The organism is Streptomyces sp. NPDC034085 (assembly GCF_055575555.1).
This window is the reverse complement of the sequence record NZ_JBVISL010000014.1, coordinates 95,237-113,331: the sequence shown is the minus strand read 5'-3', so window position 1 is coordinate 113,331 and position 18,095 is coordinate 95,237. Positions and strand designations below refer to the sequence as shown.

Here is an 18,095-nt window from a genome sequence, read left to right as displayed (position 1 = left end):
CTACAGGGGTCTACTTCGGTTGTGCCTTCTTGCGGCGGTTGCCGGCCCACTGGCCGGCGAGGACCACCAGGACCGCGATGACGAACATCGCCGTACCGATGACGTTGATCTGGACGGGCGTACCGCGCTGGGCCGAGCCCCACACGAACATGGGGAAGGTGACGGTGTTGCCCGAGTTGAAGTTGGTGATGATGAAGTCGTCGAAGGAGAGGGCGAAGGACAGCAGCGCCCCCGCCGCGATGCCGGGGGCGGCGATCGGCAGGGTGACCCTCAGGAAGGTCTGCACCGGTCCGGCGTAGAGGTCGCGGGCGGCCTCCTCCAGGCGCGGGTCCATGGACAGGACGCGGGCCTTGACGGCGGCGACGACGAAGCTGAGGCAGAACATCACGTGCGCGATCAGGATCGTCCAGAAGCCCAGCTGGATGCCCATGTTGAGGAAGAGGGCGAGCAGCGAGGCCGCCATCACGATCTCGGGCATGGCCATCGGCAGGAAGATCAGCGAGTTCACCGCGCCGCGCGCCCGGAACCGGTAGCGCACGAGCGCGAAGGCGATGGCGGTGCCGAGGACGGTGGCCCCGAGGGTGGCCCACAGGGCGATCTGGAGGGAGAGGGCGAGGGAGCCGCACAGGTCGGCGACCCCGCAGGGGTCCTTCCAGGCGTCGAGGGAGAACTCCTGCCAGGCGTAGTTGAACCGCCCGGTGGGGTTGTTGAAGGAGAACACCGTCACGACGACGTTCGGCAGGATCATGTACGCGAGCGTGGCGAGGCCCGCGATGACCACGAGATTGCGGCGGAGCCAACGCATCAGACCAGGTCCTCCGTGCCCGCTCGGCGGATGTAGACGGTGACCATGATCAGCACGATGGCCATGAGGATGAAGGACAGCGCGGCCGCTGTCGGGTAGTCGAGGATCCGCAGGTACTGCGACTGGATGACGTTGCCGATCATCCGGGTGTCGGTGGAGCCGAGCAGCTCGGCGTTGACGTAGTCGCCGCTCGCCGGGATGAAGGTGAGCAGGGTCCCGGAGACCACTCCCGGCATCGAGAGCGGGAAGGTGACCTTGCGGAACACGGTGGCGGGGCGGGCGTACAGGTCGCCCGCGGCCTCGTGGAGGCGGGTGTCGATGCGCTCCAGCGAGGTGTAGAGCGGCAGGATCATGAAGGGGAGGAAGTTGTAGGTCAGACCGCAGACCACCGCGAGCGGCGTGGCCAGCACCCGGTCCCCCTCGGTCATGCCGAGCCAGCTGGTGACGTCGAGGAAGCCGACGGCGTCGAGGGCGCCGACCACCGGGCCGCCGTCGGCCAGGATCGTCTTCCAGGCCAGCGTGCGGATCAGGAAGCTGGTGAAGAAGGGGGCGATGACGAGGACCAGCAGGAGGTTGCGCCAGCGCCCGGCCTTGAAGGCGATCAGGTAGGCCAGCGGGTAGCCCAGCAGCAGGCACAGCACGGTCGCGGTGCCGGCGTAGAGCAGGGAGCGCAGGAACTGCGGGAGGTACTCGGTCAGGGCGTCCCAGTAGGTCTGGAAGTGCCAGGTGACCTCGAAGCCCTCTTCGAGGGAGCCGGTCTGGACCGAGGTGGAGGCCTGGTAGACCATCGGCAGCACGAAGAAGACGAGCAGCCAGACGATGCCCGGCAGCAGCAGCCAGTACGGGATCAGGCGCTTCTTCAGCGACGCCCTGTGGACCGGGGGCTCGGCGGGTGCGGGGGCCCCGGGGGGCGCGGCGGTGGCGGTCACGCGCTCTCCTCGACCGTCTCGATGCCCGCCTCTATGTCCTGGGCGGCGTCCAGGCCGAAGGTGTGCTCCGGGTTCCAGTGCAGGACCACCTCGGCGCCGGGGACCAGGCGCTCGTCCCGCTCGATGTTCTGGACGTACACCTCCAGCTCCGGGCAGACCCGGCTGTCGATGACGAACTGGGTGGAGACGCCGATGAAGGAGGAGTCGGCGATCCTGCCCGTGACCTTGTTGCGGCCGGCGGCGACGGTGTGCTCCTCGGCCGCCGGGACCAGGGAGATCTTCTCGGGGCGCACGCCGACGAGCAGCTGTCCGCCCGCGCGGGGCGTGGTCGAACATCGGGCGGCGGGCAGCCGGAGGGCGGTGCCGGACGCCGAGACGGTCACGTCGGAGCCGGTGGACTCCACGGAGGCCGCGATCAGGTTCGAGGTGCCGAGGAAGTTGGCGACGAAGGTGGTGCGCGGGTTCTCGTACAGCTCGGCGGGGGCGCCCAGCTGCTCGACGCGGCCGCCGTTCATCACCGCGACCGTGTCGGCCATCGTCATGGCCTCCTCCTGGTCGTGCGTGACGTGGACGAAGGTGATGCCGACCTCGGTCTGGATGCGCTTCAGCTCCAGCTGCATCTGGCGGCGCAGCTTGAGGTCGAGGGCGCCCAGCGGCTCGTCGAGCAGCAGCACCTGGGGGTGGTTGATCAGGGCGCGGGCGACGGCCACGCGCTGCTGCTGGCCGCCGGAGAGCTGGTGCGGCTTGCGCTGGGCGAACTGGCCGAGCTGGACCAGCTCCAGCATGTCGTCGACCTGCTTCTTGACGGACTTGACGCCGCGGCGGCGCAGCCCGAAGGCGACGTTCTCGTAGATGCTCAGGTGCGGGAACAGCGCGTAGCTCTGGAAGACGGTGTTGACCGGGCGCTTGTACGGCGGCAGGTGGGTCACCTCGCGGTCGCCGAGGCTGACCGTGCCGGTGGAGGGCTCCTCCAGGCCGGCGATCATGCGCAGGGTGGTGGTCTTCCCGCAGCCCGAGGCGCCGAGCAGGGCGAAGAAGGAGCCCTGGGGGATGGTGAGGTCCAGCGGGTGCACCGCGGTGAAGGAGCCGTAGTGCTTGCTGATCCCGGCGAGGCGGACGTCGCCGCTCGCGGTCTTGTCGGTCATGGGCCTGGGCCTTCGGTGGTGGTGTCGTGGAAGGGGGCGGGGCGCGGGTGGGGGCGCCGGTACGTCGGTCCGGTCAGGCGCCGATGAGCTTGGCGAACTTCTCCTCGTACGCCGTCTCTTCCTCGCTGGTGAGGGAGCGGAAGGCGCGGGCCTTGGAGGCCATCTCCTTGTCCGGGACGATCAGCGGGTTGTCCGCGAGCGCCGGGTCGATCTTGGCGAGCTCTTCCCTGACGCCGTCGACGGGGCAGACGTAGCTGATGAACGCGGCCAGCTGCGCCGCGACCTCCGGCTCGTAGTAGTAGTCGATGAGCTTCTCGGCGTTGGCCTTGTGCCGGGCCTTGACGGGGACCAGCAGGTTGTCGCTGGAGGTGATGTATCCGGCCGCCGGGATCGCGTACTTGATGTCGGGGTTGCCGGCCTGGAGCTGGATGACGTCGCCCGCCCAGGCGAGACAGGCCGCCAGGTCCCCCTTGTCGAGGTCGGCGGTGTAGTCGTTGCCGGTGAAGCGGCGGATCTGCTTGGTGTCGACGCCCTTCTGGAGCCGGCCGATCGCCGCGTCGTAGTCGGCGGTGGTGAAGTGCGCCGGGTCCTTGCCCTGGTCGAGCAGGGTCATGCCGACGGAGTCGCGCATCTCGGTGAGGAAGCCGACGCGGCCCTTGAGGGAGGGGTCGTCGAGGAGCTGGGTGACGGAGTCGACCTTCTTGCCGTCGGTGGCCTTGGAGTTGTAGGCGATGACGGTGTCGATGCCGGTCCAGGGGTAGCTGTGGGCGCGGCCCGGGTCCCAGTCGGGGTTGCGGAACTGCGGGATGAGGTTGGCGTAGGCGTGCGGGAGGTGGGAGGGGTCGAGCTTCTGCGCCCAGCCGAGGCGGATGATGCGGGCGGCGAGCCAGTCGGTGACGACGATCAGGTCGCGGCCGGTGTCCTGGCCGGCGGCGAGCTGCGGGCGGATCTTGCCGAAGAACTCGACGTTGTCGTTGATGTCCTCGGTGTACTTGACCTGGATCCCGGTGCGCTTGGTGAACTCCTCCAGCGTGGGACGGGTCTTCTCGTCGTCGCTGGTGTCCATGTACTCGGTCCAGTTGGAGAAGGTGATCTCCTTCTCCTGGTCCGAGTGGTCGTCGGACGCCACCGCGCCGCCCTCGCGCCTGGCGGGCGGGATGCCGCAGGCGGTGAGGGCGGAGAGGCCGCCCAGGGTGAGCGCCCCGACTCCGGAGGCGCGCAGCAGGGAGCGGCGGGTGAGGGCGCCGCGCCCGCTGGTGAGGCTGCGCCGCATCGCGGCGAGTTGCGCCGCCGAGAGACGGTCGGGCTCGAACTGCTCCATGCGCGTTGCCCTTTCGGGATTCGTGGCCGCGGGTCGGGCGGCAGGCTTCTATCGGTCCCCGAAGACGGTGCGGTGCCAGTCCTTCGCGGCGACCGCAGTATTGTCGAACATCACATGCTTGACCTGCGTGTACTCATCGAACGAGTAGGCGCTCATGTCCTTCCCGTAGCCACTCGCCTTGTAGCCGCCGTGCGGCATCTCGCTGATGATCGGGATGTGGTCGTTGACCCAGACGCAGCCCGCCTTGAGCTCGCGGGTGGCGCGGTTCGCCCGGTAGAGGTCCCGTGTCCAGGCGGAGGCCGCGAGGCCGTACGGGGTGTCGTTGGCCAGGGCCAGGCCCTCGTCGTCGGTGTCGAAGGGCAGGACGACCAGGACCGGACCGAAGATCTCCGACTGGACGGCCTCGCTGTCCTGGGCCGCGCCGGAGATCAGGGTCGGCCGGTAGTACGCGCCTTCGGCGAGGCTGCCGCCCCCTTCGCCGGCCTGCGGGATCTCGCCGCCGGTGACGACGGTGGCGTACGCGCGGGCGCGCTCGACGAACGCGGCGACCCGGTCGCGCTGGGCGTGCGAGACGAGCGGGCCGAGGTCGGTGCCGGGGGCGAAGGGGTCGCCGAGGCGGACGCCCTCCATCAGCTCGGCGACGCGGGCCGTGAAGGCGTCGTGGAGGGGGCGCTGGACGTAGGCGCGGGTGGCGGCGGTGCAGTCCTGGCCGGTGTTGATCAGCGAGGCGGCGACCGCGCCCTGGGCGGCGGCCTCCAGGTCGGCGTCGTCGAACACGACGAACGGCGCCTTGCCGCCCAGCTCCAGGTGGAGCCGCTTGACGGTGGCGGTCGCGATCTCGGCGACGCGCTTGCCGACCGCGGTGGAGCCCGTGAAGGAGGTCATGACCACGTCCGGGTGGCCGACCAGGTGCTCGCCGGCGTCCCGTCCGGCGCCGGTGACGATGTTGACCACGCCGTCGGGGATGCCCGCCTCCTGGGCGGCCTGGGCGAACATCAGCGAGGTGAGCGGGGTGAGCTCGGCCGGCTTGAGGACGATGGTGTTGCCCGCGGCGATCGCCGGGAGGATCTTCCAGGCGGCCATCTGGAGGGGGTAGTTCCAGGGGGCGATGGAGCCGACGACCCCGATGGCCTCGCGGCGTACGTAGGAGGTGTGGTCCCCCGAGTACTCGGCGGCCGCCTGGCCCTGGAGGTGGCGGGCCGCACCCGCGAAGAAGGCGGTGTTGTCGATGGTCCCCGGCACGTCGAACTCCGTCGACAGCTTGAGGGGCTTGCCGCACTGGAGTGACTCGGCGTACGCGAAGTCCTCCGCCTGCGCGGCCAGTACGGCGGCCAGCCGGTGCAGGGCGTCCGAGCGCTCGCCGGGGGTGGCGCCGGACCAGGCGGGGAAGGCCCGCTTCGCGGCGGCCACGGCCTCGTCCACGTCCGCCGGGCCGGCCAGCTCGTAGGTGAGCACCTCCTGGCCGGTGGCGGGATCGACGACGGTGTGCGACCGCCCCGAGGTGCCCGACCGGAGCCTGCCGTCGATGTACTGCGCGCCGTCTGCGAAGCGGTCCTTGACCTGGAAGCGGTTACCCATCGCTCTCACGCTCTCCGTAGCTACAGCTCGAATTGAGTGCCGATCCTGACAGAGGCGCCCTCCCCCGCCAAGTGATTCCGTTGTTGCCTTTTGATTACGCGACGGAATCGGTCGACCATATGTCGAGGCATCCCCGAAATCCCGTACGAAGTGTCAGTGGTGACTGCCAGACTCGCGTGCATGGAGATGATCGACGACTTGATCCGGCAGGTCAGCCGGGGTGAGCGGGTGAAGTACCTGCCCTTCTGGGGCCACCGGCCGCAGCCGGACGGGAAGCTCGGGCGGAGCTGCCTCAGCCAGTGGTGGCCGTCTCCCTTCACTGTGGGTGACGTCCGGTACGCGACGGCCGAGCACTGGATGATGGCCGGCAAGGCGCGCCTGTTCGGGGACGCGGAGGCCGGGCGAGCCGCGCTGGAGGCGCGCAGTCCGGCAGCGGCGAAGAAGGCCGGGCGGCTGGTGCGGGGCTTCGACGAACAGGTCTGGCAGCGGGAGCGGTTCGCGCTGGTCGTCGAGGGCAGCGTGCACAAGTTCGGCTCCGACCCGGCGCTGCGCTCCTACCTGCTGGGCACGGGGTCGCGGGTGCTGGTCGAGGCGAGCCCGGTGGACCGGATCTGGGGCATCGGGCTGGCGCCCGACGACGAGCGGGCCCTCCAGCCGGCCCGCTGGCGCGGCCTGAACCTGCTGGGCTTCGCCCTGATGGAGGCGCGGGAGCGGCTGCGCTCGCAGGCCGCGTGACGGGCCGGCTCCGGGTGGCGGCCGTCATCGTGCGCGAGGGCCGCGTCCTGATGGTGCGCGAGCGGGGACGGGGGCCGTCCGGGCGGCACGACGGGGCGCAGTACTGGACGCTGCCGGGGGGCGGTGTGGAGCCCGGCGAGGATCTGGAGGCGGCGGTCCGGCGGGAGGTGGCCGAGGAGACGGGGCTGCGCCCCCTGGAGGTGCGGTTCGCGTACGAGGCGCCCTACCCCTCCGGGTGGACCACCTGCTTCCGGGTGGAGGTCGCCCCCGGCGAGCCGGTGCTGGGGGTCGACGGCGACCTGGACTGCGCCTGCCCGCGGATGGTGGGGCTGACCTGGGTCCCGCTCCCCCGCGCCGCCCCGGACGGGCCGTACATGGTCCCGACCCTGCTGTCGGCCGTCCCGCGGTGACCGGGGCCGGGCCGGGCCGTCCGGGCGGGCGGATCAGACCCGTTCGCGGGCCCGGGTGTCGACCTGCGAGACCGAGGACGGGGCGTCGCCGCCGTCGTCGGAGTCGCCGACCTCGGGCAGGACGAAGACGAGCAGCGTCATGCCTATGCCCAGCACGATGCCGACCGCGCCGAGGATGAGGCCGGCCAGGGCCACGCCCCCGTTGGTCGCCTCACCGCGGGCGGCCTTGCCCCGGCCCAGCGCCCCGAAGACCACGGCCGCGATGCCGAGGGCGATCGGCCCGATCATGGTGGCGCAGGCCATCACGGAGATGATGCCGAGCACGAGGGAGGCGACCCCGAAGCCGTTGCTCGCGGGCGGCGCGGCGTAGGGGTACGGGTACCCGGGGACTCCCGGCCCGCCCGGGTATCCGGGGTACCCGGGGTGGCCCGGCTGCACCGGCCCGCCGGGGTAGGCGTACGCTCCGGGGCCCGGCTGGGCCGGGTACCCGTACGCCGGCCCGGGAGCCGGCGGCTGCGGGTACCCGGGGTGCGGGGCGGGCGAGGGCGAGGGGTACGCGGAAGGCGCCGGCGCGGGCGGCGGGTACGCCGAGGGGGCGGCGGCGGGCGGCACTCCCGGCATCCCCGCCATCGTGGGCTGCTCGTGCACCGGCGGCACCGGCCGGTCCGCCGGGCGCCCGCCGGGATCGGCCGCGGGTCGCTCGGGCGGCGCCCACGGGTCGCTCGGTTCAGGGCTGTGGTCGGTCATACGGCGCCCCCCTCTCGTACGGCCATGCTAAGCGCTGCCACCGACACCGCCGGGGCCTGCCTACGATGAACCCGACCTGCCCGCACGCGTGTCCTCCCGGAGGCCTCCATGTCCGACCTGCACCCCTTCATCGCGGGGCTGCCCAAGGCCGAACTCCACGTCCACCACGTCGGTTCCGCGTCCCCCCGCATCGTGGCCGAACTCGCCTCCCGCCACCCCGACTCGAAGGTCCCCACCGACCCCGAAGCGCTGGCCGACTACTTCACCTTCACCGACTTCGCCCACTTCGTCGAGGTCTACCTGTCGGTCGTGGACCTGGTCCGCACCCCGGAGGACGTGCGCACCCTCACCTTCGAGGTGGCCCGCGACATGGCGCGGCAGAACATCCGCTACGCCGAACTCACCATCACCCCCTACTCCTCCACCCGCCGCGGCATCGACGAGCAGGCCTTCATGGAGGCCATCGAGGACGCCCGCAAGGCCGCCGAGGCCGAACTCGGCGTCGTCCTGCGCTGGTGCTTCGACATCCCCGGCGAGGCCGGCCTGGAGGCCGCCGCCGAGACCCTCCGCCTCGCCGTCGACCTGCGCCCCGAGGGCCTGGTCTCCTTCGGCCTGGGCGGACCCGAGATCGGCGTCCCGCGTCCGCAGTTCAAGCCGTACTTCGACCGGGCGCGCGCCGCCGGCCTGCACAGCGTGCCGCACGCCGGCGAGACCACCGGCCCGGAGACCGTCTGGGACGCCATCCGCGAGCTGGGCGCCGTGCGCATCGGCCACGGCACCAGCTCCACCCGGGACCCGGAGCTGCTGAAGTACCTCGCGGAGCACCGCATCGCCCTGGAGGTCTGCCCCACCTCCAACATCGCCACCCGCGCCGTGACCGACCTGGACCGGCACCCGGTCAAGGAGATGGTGGCGGCGGGCGTGCTCGTCACCGTCAACAGCGACGACCCGCCGATGTTCGGCACCGACCTCAACAACGAGTACGCGGTCGCCGCACGCCTCCTCGACCTCGACGAGCGCGGCCTCGCCCAGCTCGCCAAGAACGCCGTCGAGGCCTCCTTCCTGGACGCGGCCGGCAAGGCGGAGCTCATCGCGGAGATCGACGCGTACACCGCCGAATGGCTCGCCCGCTGAGTCCACTTGACCGCCGGCGCCCCTGAGAATGGGGGCATGAGCACCCTGACTGCCGTCGGCCACCGCGGCGATCCCTACCGTTTCCGTGAGAACACCCTCGCCTCCGTCCGCTCCGCCTTCGCGCGCGGAGCGGACGCGGTGGAGATCGACGTACGGCTCACCCGCGACGGCGTGCCGGTCCTGCTGCACGACGAGACGCTGGAGCGGCTGTGGGGGCACGACGTGCGCCTGGACGCCGTCACGGCCCCGCAGTTGAAGGAGCTCGCGCAGGGCGGGATCCCGACCCTGCGGGAGGCGCTGGCGGAGGCCGCGGCCGGGGACGGCCGGCTGATGATCGATCTGCCGGGTGCCACGTACGAGGCGGTGAAGACCGTCGTCGACCTGGTGCGCGAGTGCGGGGCGCGCGACCGTACGTACTACTGCGCCGGGCCGAACACCATGCTCGCGGTCCGCGCCGCCGACCCGGGCGCGGAGATCGCACTGACCTGGACCACCCTCTCGCCGCCGCGCCGGGTGCTGATCGACGCCGTGGCCCCGCGGTGGCTCAACTACCGCTTCGGGCTGGTCGGTCCGGAGCTGACGCGGGCCCTGCACCGCGACGGGCTGCTGGTGTCGGCCTGGACCGCGGACACCAAGCGCTCGATGCGGGCCCTGCTGCGGGCCGGGGTGGACTCCGTCACCACCAACAGGGTGGACGTGCTGGCCGCCGTGCGGGCCGAGTCCGGCCGGTGATACGCGGCCTCGGCGGCCTCGGCGACCGGATCCGGCGGGCCGATCCGCGCCGGCAGGACCTGGGCCTGACCCTGCTGGTGCAGCTGGCCGTGACGATGCCGTTCGTCGTGCCCCGGCCGCCCGGGCTGCCGGCCGTGACCTGGACCTCGTACGCGCTGACCACGCTCGCCGTGCTGCCCCTGATCTGGCGGCGCCGGGCACCGGTGGGCGTGCTGGCGGCGGTCATCGTCATCGGCGGGATCTACAACGTCGCCGTCGACGGGCCCGGCCAGCCGCTGCCGTACGCGGGTCTCATCGCCTTCTACACGGTCGCCCTGCTGTGCACGCCCCCGGTCCGCGCGGCCGTGGGGCTGGCCACGGTGGTGGCGGTCGCGCTGTCGGTGGGCTGGGAGACGGGGACGGCGCGGGAGCTGCTCTTCACCCTCTTCGTCTCGGCGGCGGCCTACGCCCTCGGCCGGCTCCAGCACACCCGGCAGGCCTACACCGCGGCCGTCGAGGCCCGCGCCGCCGAGCTGGAGCGGGCCAACCGGATCGAGGCGGAGCAGGCCGCGGCACGTGAGCGGGCCAGGATCGCACGGGAGATGCACGACGTCCTCTCGCACGCGGTCAGCCTGATGATCGTGCAGGCGGAGGCCGGCCCGGTGGCCGTGCGCAGGGCCCCGGAACGGGCCGAGGCGGCGTTCGAGGCCATAGCCGAGACGGGGCGCGACGCGATGGCGCAGCTGCGGACGATGCTCGGTGTGCTGCGCACGGACGAGGCCCCGCCGAGGAGCCCGCAGCCGGGGATCGCGGGGCTGGCGGAGTTGGTGGACCGGGTCCGGGCCGGCGGCCTGAGGGTGTCGTACGAGCGGACGGGCGCGGTGCGCGAGCTGCCGGCCGCGCTGGAGGCGACGGTGCACCGGGTGGTGCAGGAGGCGCTGACCAACGTGGTCAGGCACGCGGGGGCCGCGGCGGTGGAGGTGCGGCTGGAGTACGGGCCGAGGGAGCTCACGGTGACGGTCGCCGACGACGGCCGGGGGCCGGTTCCCTCCCCGGGCGGCGGGCACGGACTGATCGGCATCCGCGAGCGGGCGGCGGCGCACGGCGGGACCGCGCAGGCCGGCCCGGGGCCGGGCGGGCGCGGCTTCGCGGTGCGGGTGGTCCTCGCGTCGTCGGTACCCTCGCCGCTGGAGGTGGGGACGTGACGATCCGTGTGGTGGTGGCCGACGACCAGGAACTGGTGCGCAGCGGCTTCGCGATGATCCTGGACGCCCAGGAGGACATCGAGGTGGTCGCGGAGGCGGGCGACGGCGCCGCGGCGGCCGCGGCGGTGGAGCGGCTGGCGCCGGACGTGGCGCTGCTGGACATCCGGATGCCGGTGCTGGACGGGATCGAGGCCTGCCGGGCGATCACGGCGCGCGGTGGCTGCCGGGTGGTGATGCTGACGACCTTCGACTCGGACGAGTACGTGTACGAGGCGCTGCACGCGGGGGCGAGCGGGTTCCTGCTGAAGGACGTGCGGCGGGACGACCTGGTGCACGCGGTGCGGGTGGTGGCGGCGGGCGAGTCCCTGCTGGCGCCGTCGGTGGCGCGGCGGCTGATCGAGGAGTACACGGCGGCGACGGCCCGGCCCGCCGCGCCCGCCCTGGCCGCCGGCCGGCTGGAGGTGCTGACGGCCCGGGAGCGGGAGACGCTGCTGCACCTGGGGCGGGGGCTGTCGAATGCCGAGATCGCGTCGGCGCTGGTGGTGAGCGAGCACACGGTGAAGTCGCACGTGGGGAACGTGCTGGCGAAGCTGGGGCTGCGCGACCGGATCCAGGCGGTGATCTGCGCGTACGAGACGGGGCTGATCGCGGCGGGTACTCCCTCTGGGGAGTGAGGGACGGCGTGTCGCCTCCCTCGCGCCGGTGAGTTGTCGTACCGCTGAAGACCCCTCTCGGTGGTGATCCGCACCTACCCGTGTGAGCGGCAGCATTGAGGTCATCGGGGGGCAGCGGGCCCCGCGGATCGCACACAGGGGGACCGTCATGAAGGCACGTACGCGCACACTGCTCGCCGCCGCTCTGGTTCTGGGCGTCGCCGCCGGGCCGGTGGCCGGCGCGCAGGCCGCTCCCGCACCGGCTCCGGTCTCGGCGCCCGCGCCCTCGCCCGTGTTCAGCACGCCGCCGGATGCGGCGGCGCTGTGGAAGGCCATCACGGGTCTGGGCGCGGGGCACCGGGAAGCGACGGCCGCCCTGGTCCGGGTGGGTGGTACGAGCGGCAGCTGGCGCGGGAGCTCGGGCGTCGCGGACGTCCGCAGCGGGCGCCCGGCGATCGAGGACGCCCGGTTCCGGGCCGGTTCGGTGACGAAGACCTTCACGGCGGCGGTGGTGCTCCAGCTGGCCGCCGAGGGCAGGGTGGGCCTGGACCGGCCGGTGCAGGAGTACCTCCCCGGCCTGCTCCCGGGCGGCCCCAAGGGCTTCAAGCCGGTCACCGTGCGGCAGTTGCTGAACTACACCAGCGGCCTGCGGTCCGCCGACGGTCCCGGTGACACCTTCGAGGACGAGTACGCCCACCGGTTCGACGTGGTCGACCCGCGGGCGCTGATCGCGGGGGCGGTGGCCAAGGGGCCCGAGTACGACCCGGGGACGAAGCAGCGCTACAGCAACATCCACTACACGGTGCTGGGCGTGCTGATCGAGAAGCTGACGGGGTCGGCGTACGAGAAGGCCGTCTCCGACCGGATCCTCAAGCCGCTTGGCCTGCGCCACACCTCGTTCCCGTCCCGCACCCAGAACCGCATACCGGGCCCCCACCACCACGGCTACCAGGCGGTGGAACGGCCCGACGGGAGCCGCGCGCTGGTCGACGTGTCGGAGTGGAACTCCTCGGCCAACTGGGCCGCGGGGGACCTGATATCGACCACCGCGGACCTGGAGCGCTTCACGGTGGCGCTGTTCGGCGGGGCGGTCGTACCGAAGGCGCAGCTGGAGGAGATGTTCACGGTGCCGGACGTGCCGGACGCGGCCGGCGAAAAGGGCGAACACGCCGTGCACACGGCAGGGATGGCGGAGTTCGTCCTGCCGGACGGCACGAAGGCCTACGGCAAGACGGGCTCCCGGCACGGCTACAGCACGGTCATCGGCGGCACCCGGGACCTGTCCCGGACCCTGGTGTTCTCGGTGAACTCCACCGATGCCAAGGGGCGTGACCTGAACGGGACGACCTACGGCATCGTCGCGGCGGCCTTCTCCAAGTAGCCGGAGCCGCAGTCTCCTTGAAGCGCCTCCAGGCGCTTGATCAGCCGGCGCAGGACCAGCAGGGGCAGGATCCCGAACACGCCGAACGACATGTCGATCACCGACCACCAGAAGGGGATCCCCCGGATCGGCGCGCAGATCACGGCGAGCGGGATGATGCCGACGCAGGCGACCATGGCCGCCTCGACGATCCAGATGTTGCGGACCGGGTCCCGGAGGACTCCGTAGAAGAACACCGCGATCACCAGGTGGGCGAAGGCGAGCCAGTCGGTGCCGTAGAGCAGGAAGGGGTACTCGGCGTCGGCCCGGTCCAGCCCCTCCCCGACCCGGCTCAGCCAGTCGTTGGATATCAGGGCGTTCGCCCAGTGGAGTTCGGTGACCAGGGGGAAGGCGGTGATGCCGCTGAGGGCCAGGCAGATGACGAACAGCACAAGCCAGGCACGGATCCGCCGCTCGAGGGCGTTTCTCTCACTCATGGAAGGGAGCCTACACACAGAATTGAACATGTTCAGCCAATGTGCTGAACATGTTCAGTTCCGCCAGGCCGTGATCACAGTCCGACGATGGCGTTCCAGCGCTTGGCGAGGGCGGGGCGCTCGGCCGAGGAGATGTCCCGGGCCACGGCGAGGCGGGAGCGCATCGCCTCGTCGGGGAAGATCAGCGGGTTCTCGGCGAGCCGGGCGGTCTCCTCGTCCGGGGAGGCGGCCAGGACCTCGCGGGCGGCGGGCACGGGACAGACGTAGTTGACGGCCGCCGCGAGCTCCGCCGCCACCGCCGGGTCGTAGTAGTGGTCGACGAGCGCCTCGGCATTGGCCTTGTGCCGGGCGAGGTTGGGGACGAGCAGGCTCTCGGCCCACAGCTCGGCGCCCTCCTCGGGAACCACGAACTCGATGTCGGGGTTGTCGGCCCGGAGCTGGATGACGTCGCCCGAGTAGGCCTGGCAGGCCAGGACGTCGCCCTTGCCGAGATCGGAGGTGTAGTCGTTGCCGGTGAAGCGGCGGATGTGCTTCTTGTCCACCATGGTTTCGACCTGGTCGCACATCCGGTGGAAGTCGGCTTCGGTCCAGCGGGTGACATCGGTGCCGTTGCCCTGCATCAGCAGGGCGAAGGACTCGTCGAGCCCGGAGAAGAGGGTCACCTTGCCGGCCAGGTCGGGCTGCCAGAGGTCCCGGACGGACTTGATCTCCCGGCCGAGCGCCTTGCGGTTGTAGGCGATGCCGGTGATCCCGGACTGCCAGGGGACGGTGTGCAGGCGGCCCTCGTCGAAGGCGGGGGAACGCAGCTGCGGGTCCAGGTACCGGGTGACGTTGGCCTGGGCCGCACGGTCCATCTTCTGGGCCCAGCCCAGGTGGACGAAGCGGGCGGCCATCCAGTCGCTGACCACCACCAGGTCGTGGCCGGTCGGCTGGTGGTTCATCAGCGACGGGCTGACCTTGCCGAAGAACTCGTCGTTGTCGTTGATCTCCTCGCTGTAGCGGACCTCGATGCCGGTCTTCCGGGAGAAGGACTCCAGCGTCGGGCGGCTCTCCTCGTCCTGGTGGTCGGTGTCGATGTAGAGCGGCCAGTTGGAGAAGGAAAGGGCGCGGTCGCGGTCCGAGAGGTCCCGGCCCCGGCGCCGGTCCTCCGGGACGTAGGCCGCGGGCACGCCGCAGCCGGCGAGGGCGGCGAGCAGGCCCGCGGCACCGAGGCCGCGCAGCGCCGCGCGACGGGAGACGAGTTCAGGCATGGCCTCAGCCTCGGCCAGCGCGAAGGGGCGGGCAATAGACATGATGTCTACTGCCCGCCCCGTCAGGACCCTTCGGTGATCAGTGCGCCGCCGACCGCGCGCGGCGGCCGCGGATCAGCCGTCGAGCGAGGTCATGACGTGCTTGATGCGCGTGTAGTCCTCGAAGCCGTAGGCGGAGAGGTCCTTGCCGTAGCCGGACTTCTTGAAGCCGCCGTGGGGCATCTCGGCGACGAGCGGGATGTGGGTGTTGATCCACACGCAGCCGAAGTCGAGGTTCTTGGACATGCGCATCGCGCGGCCGTGGTCCTTGGTCCACACGGAGGAGGCGAGGGCGAACTCGACGCCGTTGGCGTACTCCAGGGCCTGGGCCTCGTCGGTGAAGGACTGGACGGTGATGACGGGGCCGAAGACCTCGTTCTGGATGATCTCGTCGTCCTGCTTCAGGCCGGAGACGACGGTCGGGGCGTAGAAGTAGCCCTTCTCGCCGACCTGGTGGCCGCCCGCCTCGACCTTGGCGTGCGCGGGGAGGCGCTCGATGAAGCCCGCGACCTGCTTGAGCTGGTTCGGGTTGTTCAGCGGGCCGTAGAGCACGTCCTCGTCGTCCGGCTGGCCGGTCTTGGTCTCGGCGGCGGCCTTGGCGAGCGCGGAGACGAACTCGTCATGGATGGACTCGTGCACCAGCACGCGGGTGGCGGCGGTGCAGTCCTGGCCGGCGTTGAAGTAGCCCGCGACGGCGATGTCCTCGACGGCCTTGGCGATGTCGGCGTCCTGGAAGACCACGACGGGGGCCTTGCCGCCGAGCTCCAGGTGGACGCGCTTGACGTCCTTGGAGGCGCTCTCGGCGACCTGCATGCCGGCGCGCACCGAGCCGGTGATGGAGGCCATCGCCGGGGTGGAGTGCTCGACCATGGCCTTGCCGGTCTCGCGGTCGCCGCAGACGACGTTGAAGACGCCCTTGGGAAGGATGGAGTCGATGATCTCGGCCATCAGGACGGTCGAGGCCGGGGTGGTGTCCGAGGGCTTGAGGACGACGGTGTTGCCCGCCGCGATGGCCGGGGCGAACTTCCACACGGCCATCATCATCGGGTAGTTCCACGGCGCGACCTGGGCACAGACGCCGACCGGCTCACGGCGGATGATCGAGGTCATGCCGTCCATGTACTCGCCGGCCGAGCGGCCCTCGAGCAGGCGCGCGGCGCCCGCGAAGAAGCGGATCTGGTCCACCATCGGGGGCAGTTCCTCGCTGGCCGTGAGCGCCAGCGGCTTTCCGGTGTTCTGCGACTCGGCGGCCACCAGCTCCTCGGCGCGGGCCTCGAAGGCGTCCGCGATCTTCAGCAGGGCCTTCTGGCGCTCCGAGGGCGTGGTGTCGCGCCAGCCCGGGAAGGCGGCGGCGGCGGCCGCCATGGCGGCGTCGACGTCGGCCTGGCCCGAGAGCGGGGCGGTGGCGTACACCTCGCCGGTCGCGGGGTTGACCACGTCGGTGGTCCGCCCGTCGGCGGCGTCCTTGAACTCCCCGCCGATGTAGTTGCGCAGACGACGCAGTTCGGTGGTCACTACAGCCACTCTCCTGATCACATGTCCAATGATTGAGACGACTCTCCAAGCCTAGCCCCTCGGCCGACGCTTTCGACAGAGCCAGACCTCACCAACTACGAAATCCGTTCATTCAGAGATCGCACACAACGGATTTCATCGATTACGGGTTGCGGAACAGACGACTCCTCGTGCACAGTGAGGTCGTGGTCAGTCGAAGCGCAGATTCCAGGAACAGACAACCGTCCCCTTCGGTCGATGCTGTGTCCCTGGCGATCATCGAGCAACTGCAGGAGGACGGCCGCCGTCCCTATGCATCGATCGGCAAGGCCGTGGGCCTCTCCGAAGCGGCGGTGCGCCAGCGCGTGCAGAAGCTGCTCGACCAGGGCGTGATGCAGATCGTCGCCGTCACCGACCCGCTCACCGTGGGCCTGCGACGCCAGGCCATGGTCGGCATCAACGTCGAGGGAGATCTCGACCCGGTGGCCGATGCTCTGACCGCCATGGCCGAGTGCGAGTACGTCGTGATGACCGCGGGGTCGTTCGACCTGATGGTGGAGATCGTCTGCGAGGACGACGACCACCTGCTCGAAACGATCAACAAGAAGATCCGCACGCTCCCCGGCGTGCGATCAACCGAAAGCTTCGTTTACCTGAAGCTGAAGAAGCAGACCTACATGTGGGGAACCCGATAGCCCGTGAGCCAAGACCTCTCCAAGACCGCGTACGACCACCTGTGGATGCACTTCACCCGCATGTCGTCGTACGAGAACGCACCCGTCCCCACCATCGTGCGGGGTGAAGGCACCTACATCTTCGACGACAAGGGCAAGCGCTACCTGGACGGTCTCGCCGGACTGTTCGTGGTCAACGCCGGTCACGGCCGCAAGGAACTGGCCGAGGTCGCCTACAAGCAGGCCCAGGAGCTCGCGTTCTTCCCCGTGTGGTCGTACGCGCACCCCAAGGCCGTGGAGCTCGCCGAGCGCCTCGCCGACTACGCCCCGGGCGACCTGAACAAGGTCTTCTTCACCACCGGTGGCGGCGAGGCCGTCGAGACCGCCTGGAAGCTCGCCAAGCAGTACTTCAAGCTGCAGGGCAAGCACACCAAGTACAAGGTCATCTCGCGTGCGGTCGCCTACCACGGCACCCCGCAGGGCGCGCTGTCCATCACCGGCCTGCCGGCCCTGAAGGCCCCCTTCGAGCCGCTGGTCCCCGGCGCGCACAAGGTGCCGAACACCAACATCTACCGCGCCCCGATCCACGGCGACGACCCCGAGGCCTTCGGCCGCTGGGCCGCCGACCAGATCGAGCAGCAGATCCTCTTCGAGGGCCCCGACACCGTCGCCGCCGTCTTCCTGGAGCCCGTGCAGAACGCCGGCGGCTGCTTCCCGCCCCCGCCCGGCTACTTCCAGCGGGTCCGCGAGATCTGCGACACCTACGACGTGCTGCTCGTCTCCGACGAGACCATCTGCGCGTTCGGCCGCCTCGGCACGATGTTCGCCTGTGACAAGTTCGGCTACGTGCCGGACATGATCACCTGCGCCAAGGGCATGACCTCGGGCTACTCCCCGATCGGCGCCTGCATCGTCTCCGACCGCATCGCGGAGCCGTTCTACAAGGGCGACAACACCTTCCTGCACGGCTACACCTTCGGCGGACACCCGGTGTCCTCCGCGGTGGCCATCGCCAACCTCGACATCTTCGACAAGGAAGGCCTGAACCAGCACGTGCTGGACCAGGAGGGCAACTTCTTCGACACCCTGAAGAAGCTGCACGACCTTCCGATCGTCGGCGACGTCCGCGGCAACGGCTTCTTCTACGGCATCGAGCTCGTCAAGGACAAGGTCACCAAGGAGTCCTTCACGGACGAGGAGACCGAGCGCGTGCTCTACGGCTTCCTCTCCAAGGCGCTCTTCGACAACGGCCTGTACTGCCGCGCCGACGACCGCGGGGACCCGGTCATCCAGCTGGCCCCGCCGCTGATCGCCGACCAGGGCACCTTCGACGAGATCGAAGGCATCCTGCGCTCGGTGCTCACCGAGGCGTGGACCAAGCTCTAGCCGGCCCCGGCCCCACCGGCCC

18 protein-coding genes are annotated in these 18,095 nt (G+C 70.9%); 9 read left to right on the top strand and 9 right to left on the bottom strand.

Annotation, left to right across the window (positions count from 1 at the left end):
• Positions 1-10 precede the first annotated feature (10 nt).
• The 5 genes from ACZ501_RS32495 to ACZ501_RS32475 form a co-directional block, all read right to left on the bottom strand.
• Positions 11-805 carry an ABC transporter permease gene (locus ACZ501_RS32495; protein WP_362455011.1) on the bottom strand — a complete coding sequence of 265 codons (795 nt, stop codon included), beginning with the start codon at positions 803-805 and terminating at the stop codon, positions 11-13.
• Entirely contained in the window at positions 805-1,734 is a 930-nt protein-coding gene (locus ACZ501_RS32490; protein ID WP_361597916.1) for an ABC transporter permease, read from the bottom strand. Before ACZ501_RS32490 ends, ACZ501_RS32495 begins: the two co-directional genes overlap by 1 nt.
• Complete coding sequence (locus ACZ501_RS32485; protein WP_361597919.1) at positions 1,731-2,879, bottom strand: ABC transporter ATP-binding protein; 1,149 nt, start codon at positions 2,877-2,879, stop codon at positions 1,731-1,733. Before ACZ501_RS32485 ends, ACZ501_RS32490 begins: the two co-directional genes overlap by 4 nt.
• 73 nt (positions 2,880-2,952) lie before the next feature.
• Positions 2,953-4,200, bottom strand: a complete 1,248-nt coding sequence (locus tag ACZ501_RS32480) for an ABC transporter substrate-binding protein (RefSeq protein ID WP_361597922.1) — start codon at positions 4,198-4,200, stop codon at positions 2,953-2,955.
• 48 nt (positions 4,201-4,248) lie between these two features.
• On the bottom strand, positions 4,249-5,778 hold the full coding sequence (locus tag ACZ501_RS32475) for a gamma-aminobutyraldehyde dehydrogenase (RefSeq protein WP_468800202.1): 1,530 nt from the start codon (positions 5,776-5,778) through the stop codon (positions 4,249-4,251).
• A gap of 180 nt (positions 5,779-5,958) precedes the next feature.
• Between ACZ501_RS32475 and ACZ501_RS32470 the strand changes: the two genes are divergently transcribed.
• Positions 5,959-6,513 (top strand): NADAR family protein, encoded by a 555-nt coding sequence (locus tag ACZ501_RS32470; RefSeq protein WP_468800200.1) that lies wholly within the window; start codon positions 5,959-5,961, stop codon positions 6,511-6,513.
• The gene (locus ACZ501_RS32465) at positions 6,510-6,923 is read left to right on the top strand and encodes an NUDIX domain-containing protein (protein WP_468800198.1); all 414 of its coding nucleotides are present in this window, start codon (positions 6,510-6,512) and stop codon (positions 6,921-6,923) included. Before ACZ501_RS32470 ends, ACZ501_RS32465 begins: the two co-directional genes overlap by 4 nt.
• A 33-nt stretch (positions 6,924-6,956) precedes the next feature.
• Here ACZ501_RS32465 and ACZ501_RS32460 read toward each other — a convergent pair whose 3' ends face one another.
• The gene (locus tag ACZ501_RS32460; protein WP_468800197.1) at positions 6,957-7,670 is read right to left on the bottom strand and encodes a DUF4190 domain-containing protein; all 714 of its coding nucleotides are present in this window, start codon (positions 7,668-7,670) and stop codon (positions 6,957-6,959) included.
• Between the two features lie 108 nt (positions 7,671-7,778).
• Between ACZ501_RS32460 and ACZ501_RS32455 the strand changes: the two genes are divergently transcribed.
• The 5 genes from ACZ501_RS32455 (at position 7,779) to ACZ501_RS32435 (ending at position 12,754) form a co-directional block, all read left to right on the top strand.
• Complete coding sequence (locus ACZ501_RS32455) at positions 7,779-8,804, top strand: adenosine deaminase (RefSeq protein ID WP_361597937.1); 1,026 nt, start codon at positions 7,779-7,781, stop codon at positions 8,802-8,804.
• A 36-nt stretch (positions 8,805-8,840) separates the two neighbouring features.
• Complete coding sequence (locus ACZ501_RS32450) at positions 8,841-9,536, top strand: glycerophosphodiester phosphodiesterase (protein ID WP_361597940.1); 696 nt, start codon at positions 8,841-8,843, stop codon at positions 9,534-9,536.
• On the top strand, positions 9,533-10,720 hold the full coding sequence (locus ACZ501_RS32445; protein WP_468800195.1) for a sensor histidine kinase: 1,188 nt from the start codon (positions 9,533-9,535) through the stop codon (positions 10,718-10,720). The genes ACZ501_RS32450 and ACZ501_RS32445 overlap by 4 nt, the downstream gene beginning before the upstream one ends.
• Positions 10,717-11,394 (top strand): response regulator transcription factor, encoded by a 678-nt coding sequence (locus ACZ501_RS32440; RefSeq protein WP_362455017.1) that lies wholly within the window; start codon positions 10,717-10,719, stop codon positions 11,392-11,394. Before ACZ501_RS32445 ends, ACZ501_RS32440 begins: the two co-directional genes overlap by 4 nt.
• Before the next feature lie 148 nt (positions 11,395-11,542).
• Complete coding sequence (locus tag ACZ501_RS32435; RefSeq protein WP_468800193.1) at positions 11,543-12,754, top strand: serine hydrolase domain-containing protein; 1,212 nt, start codon at positions 11,543-11,545, stop codon at positions 12,752-12,754.
• On the opposite strand, the gene ACZ501_RS32430 is transcribed toward ACZ501_RS32435, so the two are convergent.
• The 3 genes from ACZ501_RS32430 to ACZ501_RS32420 form a co-directional block, all read right to left on the bottom strand.
• Complete coding sequence (locus ACZ501_RS32430) at positions 12,721-13,230, bottom strand: hypothetical protein (RefSeq protein ID WP_468800191.1); 510 nt, start codon at positions 13,228-13,230, stop codon at positions 12,721-12,723. The genes ACZ501_RS32435 and ACZ501_RS32430 overlap by 34 nt on opposite strands.
• A gap of 74 nt (positions 13,231-13,304) precedes the next feature.
• A complete protein-coding gene (locus tag ACZ501_RS32425) occupies positions 13,305-14,522 on the bottom strand; it encodes a polyamine ABC transporter substrate-binding protein (RefSeq protein WP_468800189.1) in 1,218 nt (405 codons plus the stop codon).
• Positions 14,523-14,594: 72 nt separating this feature from the next.
• On the bottom strand, positions 14,595-16,034 hold the full coding sequence (locus tag ACZ501_RS32420; protein ID WP_468800187.1) for a gamma-aminobutyraldehyde dehydrogenase: 1,440 nt from the start codon (positions 16,032-16,034) through the stop codon (positions 14,595-14,597).
• Between the two features lie 170 nt (positions 16,035-16,204).
• Here ACZ501_RS32420 and ACZ501_RS32415 point away from each other — a divergent pair, with 170 nt between their 5' ends.
• A complete protein-coding gene (locus tag ACZ501_RS32415; protein WP_007266859.1) occupies positions 16,205-16,708 on the top strand; it encodes an Lrp/AsnC family transcriptional regulator in 504 nt (167 codons plus the stop codon).
• 3 nt (positions 16,709-16,711) lie between these two features.
• Positions 16,712-18,073 carry an aspartate aminotransferase family protein gene (locus ACZ501_RS32410; RefSeq protein WP_361597958.1) on the top strand — a complete coding sequence of 454 codons (1,362 nt, stop codon included), beginning with the start codon at positions 16,712-16,714 and terminating at the stop codon, positions 18,071-18,073.
• Positions 18,074-18,095 lie beyond the last annotated feature (22 nt).